The organism is Microcystis sp. LE19-131.1A, assembly GCF_027532015.1.
Classification (GTDB): domain Bacteria; phylum Cyanobacteriota; class Cyanobacteriia; order Cyanobacteriales; family Microcystaceae; genus Microcystis; species Microcystis ichthyoblabe_A.
In genome coordinates this window covers 1-6,694 of sequence record NZ_JAPZSS010000146.1, presented here as the reverse complement: position 1 = coordinate 6,694, position 6,694 = coordinate 1, and the positions used below count along the sequence as shown (strand labels likewise).

Here is a 6,694-nt window from a genome sequence, read left to right as displayed (position 1 = left end):
AATACAGTGAGTTCTTTTCTTCTTCCGTGAATTCTAGGTTAATCATGTTTTTAATGAGTGCTTTGCTTCTAATTATGACTCTTAAACTATACTATTGTCCTTGAGTAAAAAATGCAAGTTGCAGCCGTGCAAAGTATAACTTGGCACTAACCCGATTATATCTTGTTTGAAGGATAGAGCCTGATGGCAGATAATGAAATAGTAGCGATTTTTTTTAATATGGCGGATCGCAATTGTCAGTCGAAATGGCTATCGATCATAGGAATTGGTGAAGATGGCTTAGAAGGGTTAAGTTCGGTAGGGCGAAGTCTGCTTTCTTTAGCATCAGTTATTGTCGGTGGTGAACGTCATCTGGCAATGTTACCCCCAGAGGATCAACGGCAAAAACTGCTCTGGACTTCTCCCATTCAAGACTCCATTAACGAGATTATCCGCCGTCGTGGTCAATCTGTCTGTGTTTTGGCCAGTGGTGATCCCATGTGCTACGGGATTGGTGTCACCCTCACCCGTCAGATTCCCCCGGAGGAAATGACGATTATTCCCTCTCCTTCTAGCTTTAGTCTTGCCTGTAGTCGTTTGGGTTGGTCCCTGAGTGAAGTGGAAACTTTGAGTTTGTGCGGTCGGCCTCCGGCTTGGTTGAATGGGGTGCTTTATCCCGGCGCTAAACTGCTGGTACTGAGCGCTGATGCTCAGACTCCGGCGATCGCTGCTCGGCTGCTCAGGGAGGGAGGTTTTGGCGAAAGTTCCATCACCGTTTTAGAACATCTAGGGGGAACCCGAGAACGCCACATTCAAGGCATCGCCAACGATTGGGAGTTTACATATCTGGCAGATTTAAATGTCATCGCCATTAGCTGCATTTCCTCCCATCCCCCCACCCGGGCGCCGCGCCTTCCAGGACTGCCGGATTCTGCCTACCATCATGACGGACAGTTGACAAAAAGAGAAGTTCGTGCTATCACTCTGAGTAGATTGGTTCCCCTGCCTGGGCAATTGCTCTGGGATGTGGGGGCGGGTTGTGGTTCCATTGCCATTGAGTGGCTGCGGAGCGATCGCCGTTGCCAGGCTATTGCGATCGAACATCATCCCACCAGATTACAATACATTGCCGATAATGCCGCCGCCCTGGGAACGCCCCACCTGCAAATCGTCGCCGGAATCGCACCGAGCGCCCTGGAAGATTTACCGCAACCGGACGCTATTTTTATTGGTGGCGGTATCACCACACCCCACCTATTGGAAACCTGTTGGTTAGCCCTGCGCCCCGGGGGTCGTCTTGTTGCCAATACTGTTACAATTGAAAGCGAATTAGTTCTCTTGCAATGGCATAGTAAATTAGGAGGGGAACTGCTGCGAATTGGCATTGAAAAAGCCGAACCGGTCGGCAAGTTTTTAGGTTGGAAAGCAATGGCCCCCGTAACCCAGTGGACTGTTCTGAAACCGAGATTGTAAATCCTTGATTTTCTCCTTGATCCCTCTTGCAAAAGTTGTAGATAGAACTTTTTGGGTATTCTTTTTCTTTCTAATTAGTTAGGTGTTAAAAATTGTCAGATCCCCCTTAATAAGGAGGGATCAAAGCCCCCCTTATCAAGGGGGGTTGGGGGGATCGAACCCAAAATCCATTTTTAATTTAATTAAAACCAGCTACTTACCATTTTAAAAAAATCAATTAATAAATTCAATTTCAGTTAGGGGAACCGGAAATGTTGCTTTTTTATCCCGATGGACAAGCTTTCACTAGCTATAATCAGGAAAAACAACGAGCGGAACGATTAGCCCATAAACTGCGGGAATTAGGCATTAATCCTCACGAAATCTAAGTTTATCTCTTGATCTCACTTTTATTACCGAGTATTTCAATTAAAGTTAACTCTATTTCTGGAAAGGATTCAATAAAAATAATTTCACCTCGATAATATTTCTGAATATCTTGATAACTACCCTGCAGCGGATGACGATAAACTTCTAAACATTCTTCTTTGAGATTTATAATCCAAACCTCTTTAATATTTGCTTCCGCATAAAGAGGGATTTTAGTATAGCGATCATAATCGAGGGTAGAATCGGAAACTTCAATAATTAAATAGATATCTTGAGGACAAGGATAGGCAGCAACATAAAAATCTGATCGAGGTATTAGTAAACTTAAATCTGGTTCTGGTTGAGAATTATTATTTAATCTAATCGGGTTTTGTACTCCTAAGAGAATAAGATCGCCAAATTTTCGATAAAGTAACTGAGTTAATCTAGCTATACCAGCAGCATGACGGGTTCCCATCGGTGACATTTTGATAATTTCTCCTCGAATTAATTCCACTTTTTCATCGGGTTTGATTATTCCCTCGGTTGCCATTTTTTCGTATTCTTCCACCGTAAACTTACGCGTAATCAGTGATAAAGACATTTTAACTAAACTCCTACTTTCTCTTTATTCTATCTGGACAGCCTTCCAACGGGTGAATTATCGGTATTTAAACCATTAATCGGGAGGAATAAACTAACTTTTTGGGGACTTGTACTGATTTTTCGGGAAAAAACAGCACTTGCCATGGCGACAAAACCGCTAGAGCTAACGTCTAGAAAGCTGGGGTCGGATCGAAACTGCCCCAAAAAAGCTACTATAGGTCAGTTGTCGATGTCAAAAAAAATAGCCGTTCCCATCTGGAACATTAAGTCGAGAAATTTTATGGTTAAGCGAAAACAGCCTTATAGTTTAATTTATCTGTTCAGTCTGGCGCTCGGTTTAGTGATTGCGATCGCACCTGACGGACAAGCACAAACCCCCGACTCTAACACTCCTGCCAGCGATCCTAACGAATTAAAACCCTTAAATCAAGCCGATAGTGTTCTGAGTCTTCAGGGGGGACAACGTTTAGTGGAAGAAGCGAACACTGCTATTAATGCCGCTAAATACGATGTCGCTGTGGATAAACTCAATCAAGCGCGTCGGATTTTTAACCAACTATCTAACTATCATCTGCAATTAGCTAATAGTTTCTCAGGAATTGACCCAAAAGTATTCGATTCTCAGCGTCAAAGTGCTTTAAACACCGGACAAATGCGGGATGAAGCCACCTATAAGCTTGCTTTGGTCCATAGGGCGCAAAATCAGCCAGAATTGGCGGTTCCTTTGTTAATTCAGGTGATTCAATCCCAAAACCCCACCAGTGAATTAGGACAAAAAAGCTATCAACAACTCTACGAGATGGGATTTGTCAGTACACCCATCTCCGCACCGACTCCCACATCGGCAACTCCTAACAACTCCCCCCCACAGCAGTAAATTTTGTCCCCATTGACGAGCTTTCGGTAACAATGGGATCAGAGTATCTTTAATTGTTTTGAGGAGTTAAGATGGTTGACTTTCGCCAAGTAGAAGCGATGATTCAAGAACAAATCCCCGATGCACAGGTGATGGTTCGGGATTTAACGGGAGGTGGTGATCATTTGGAAGCGGTGGTTATTTCTGGCGAATTTGCTGGCAAAACCCGCGTTAAACAGCATCAAATGGTTTATGGCGCTTTACAATCGGCACTGGCTACCGAAGCCATCCATGCTTTGGCATTAAAAACCTACACTCCCGACAGTTGGGCAGCAGAAAAATAACAGTTATCAGTTATCAGTTATCAGTTAATTTTTTGGCTCTCTTAGGTTTGGTGGGCAAAATGTATTCTAAGATACATTCTTCCTGGCGAGCGATTGGAAGGAACCACAAAGACACAAAGGACACAAAGATTGATCGATACTATATAAGTTAAACTTATCACACAGAACCTAGAAGAGCCAACTACCCAATTCATAATTCATAATTCATAATTCCCACACCCTACCCCCACGAAAAACTTTTTGCCGCAAACCCTAATTACTTATGGTTAGTCCTTTACTAGAACCCTTTCGAGAAGCCTATCGCAATTTGGAACTTTTGCCCCTGCGATCGGATAAAGAATTACAGCGTTTTGCTGTCAAATACGGCACAGAAATTATCGACGAATTAGAACAATTGGTCGAAGATAGTCCTTCGGAAGACGGAAAAATTATTCTAGCAGGACATCGGGGTTGTGGTAAGTCAACCCTACTCTATGAATTTAAAAGAAAGTTAGATGATCGCTATTTTGTTGTTTTCTTCTCGATCTCAGACATGATCGAAATGTCAGACGTAAATCATGTTAATATTTTATTCTCGATCGCCGTTCAGATGATGTCAGAAGCGGAAGCCCAAAATTTAACTATTAAAGATTCTATTAAAAAAAGCTTTTATCAATGGTTTGCTGAACAAATTCGCACCGAAACCAATCAAGCAGATGCCACTCTCGAAACAGGTTTTAACTTTTCTACTTTACTAGCTCACATTAAAGGCATTCTCAAGATTAATTCTACTATTCGCGAGGAAATCAAACAAAAGTATGAGCGGAGAATTACCGATTTAGTTGCCCAAATTAATATTATAGCTAGTGCGATCGAGTCCCAAAGTCAGAAAAAAATCTTAGTAATTGTTGATGACATTGATAAAATTGACTTAGCACAGGTAAGGGATATTTTTCAATCCCATATTAAAGCGATTATGTTGCCCGGTTTTCGGATTATTATGACTATTCCGATCGCCGCTTTAAGAGAGGTAGCTTTAAAGGCAACTCTCCAAACAGAAACCAACGATCAGATCGTACAAATGCCTGTATATAAACTCTTTAAACAGGGAGAAATTAATTCACCTAATGCTATACCCGATCCGCAAATTATTGCTACTTTAACCGAGATTATCACTAAGCGCATCGATCCCGCTTTAATCGATCCTGATACCCTTGAAAAAATTTGTCTTTATAGTGGGGGAGTATTACGAGAATTAATTCGCATTACTAATGATTGCTGTCGGGTTTGTTTGCGCTCAGTTCGTCGTTATCCTGATGATAATACCCTAAAAATTGATCAAGCTGTTTTAGAACAATCAATCACAGAACTTAGTCTCGATTTTGCTGAAAGTATAGGTAAAGCAGATGAGGAAATTATTAAAACTGTTTATCAACACTCAAAACCCACGGATCTCAAGGATCAAAATTTTCTAGATCTGCTGCATGGTTTATACATTTTAGAATACCGCAATGGCGATCTCTGGTATAACGTGCATCCGATTGTCGTTGAATTAATGAAAAAAAGGGGAACAATTTGAATGGGATAAGTAAGTAGTTATAATTAAATTGAAGATGGATCCCCCCTTGATCCCCCCTTGATAAGGGGGGTGCGGATCACTCCTTGATCCGTAGGGTTGATTCATGAATCAACCCTACCTAATGGGGGTATCTGACAGTTTTTAACAGCTATCCACTTATTATGAATAATGAAACATCTTCAATTATCGACCAAAATGAAAGAGAATACGAAGGTTTAATCGTGTCTCTAGAGGCAAATCAAGAGAGATTAAATATATTGATTTGTGTGTGTGATCAGGAGAAATTGCGAGAACAAATCATCGATCGCTATAGCAAAGAATTAGAACCAGTAATCCCTTGTTATCGGATTGATTTAGATCAAAAAGAACCGAGTTTAAGAGCAGCCATTGCTAGTTTAGTCTCCAGAAAACCAGAGTTATTACAAAGCAAAAACGCCGTGATCACAACCACAGGAGTGGAGAAATTACACTCGATCGAATGGCAACAGGAAAAATCGGAACTAGATAAATTTTTTGGTTATCTGCAATGGACAAGGGAAGGATTGCGAGAATTTCCCTATTCCATTGTTCTTTGGGTAACAAGCACAGTGGAAGTAAATTTACGCAAAAAAGCCCCCGATTTTTGGAGTTGGAGAAAAGGAGTTTTTCGCTTTATTTCTCCTCCAAGTAACTTTTTACCTTGTCAGGAATTTTTACCGATTTTACAATCTTTTGACGAAATTACTATAGATAAAGATATTCCTTCAATCTCTAAGGAAGACTTGTTAGAACTAATCGAGCAAATCGAGGTAAATAAAGGCAAAAAAGAGCCAAGATTAGCCAGTTTATATGCCAGTTTAGCTAAAATTTATAACCTTCGTTTATTATATCGATCTCCATTGTCAGATTATCGTCAGGAACAACAGCTTGCGATCGAGTATTATCAAAAAGCGATCGATTTACAAAAAGAGTTAAATCTAGAACTTGATTTAGTTGCGAGTCTCAACTCATTAGCAGGTATTTACTATTCCCTAGGAGAATACCAAAAAGCGATCGAGTTTCATCAACAGTCCTTAGCAATCACACGGGAAATCGGTGATCGGGGGGGTGAAGGGAAATCCTACAATAATTTAGGCAATGTTTACTATTCCCTAGGAGAATACCAAAAAGCGATCGAATTTCATCAACAGTCCTTAGCAATCACACGGGAAATCGGTGATCGGGGGGGTGAAGCGTCTTCCTACAATAATTTAGGCAATGTTTACAAATCCCTAGGAGAATACCAAAAAGCGATCGAGTTTTATCAACAGTCCTTAGCAATCAAACGGGAAATCGGTGATCGGGGGGGTGAAGGGAATTCCTACGGTAATTTAGGCAATGTTTACTATTCCCTAGGAGAATACCAAAAAGCGATCGAGTTTTATCAACAGTCCTTAGCAATCACACGGGAAATCGGTGATCGGGGGGGTGAAGGGAAATCCTACAATAATTTAGGCAATGTTTACTATTCCCTAGGAGAATACCAAAAAGCGATCGAATTTCATCAACAGT

The 6,694-nt window shown here is 41.1% G+C and carries 6 protein-coding genes; 5 read left to right on the top strand and 1 reads right to left on the bottom strand.

The window, feature by feature from the left end; translation table 11 throughout:
* The first annotated feature begins 183 nt into the window (after positions 1-183).
* On the top strand, positions 184-1,452 hold the full coding sequence (gene cbiE / locus O9323_RS11965) for a precorrin-6y C5,15-methyltransferase (decarboxylating) subunit CbiE (RefSeq protein WP_080612770.1): 1,269 nt from the start codon (positions 184-186) through the stop codon (positions 1,450-1,452).
* A 370-nt stretch (positions 1,453-1,822) separates the two neighbouring features.
* On the opposite strand, the gene O9323_RS11960 is transcribed toward cbiE, so the two are convergent.
* On the bottom strand, positions 1,823-2,404 hold the full coding sequence (locus tag O9323_RS11960; protein ID WP_024969291.1) for a Uma2 family endonuclease: 582 nt from the start codon (positions 2,402-2,404) through the stop codon (positions 1,823-1,825).
* Positions 2,405-2,635: 231 nt separating this feature from the next.
* Between O9323_RS11960 and O9323_RS11955 the strand changes: the two genes are divergently transcribed.
* The 4 genes from O9323_RS11955 to O9323_RS11940 form a co-directional block, all read left to right on the top strand.
* Complete coding sequence (locus O9323_RS11955) at positions 2,636-3,283, top strand: hypothetical protein (RefSeq protein ID WP_149106557.1); 648 nt, start codon at positions 2,636-2,638, stop codon at positions 3,281-3,283.
* 71 nt (positions 3,284-3,354) lie between these two features.
* Positions 3,355-3,606, top strand: a complete 252-nt coding sequence (locus tag O9323_RS11950) for a BolA family protein (RefSeq protein ID WP_002755721.1) — start codon at positions 3,355-3,357, stop codon at positions 3,604-3,606.
* Between the two features lie 262 nt (positions 3,607-3,868).
* Positions 3,869-5,164, top strand: coding sequence for a P-loop NTPase fold protein (locus O9323_RS11945; RefSeq protein ID WP_002755723.1), 1,296 nt, complete (start codon positions 3,869-3,871; stop codon positions 5,162-5,164).
* A gap of 161 nt (positions 5,165-5,325) precedes the next feature.
* On the top strand, positions 5,326-6,694 hold a 1,369-nt coding region (locus O9323_RS11940; protein ID WP_288125166.1), incomplete at its 3' end, for a tetratricopeptide repeat protein.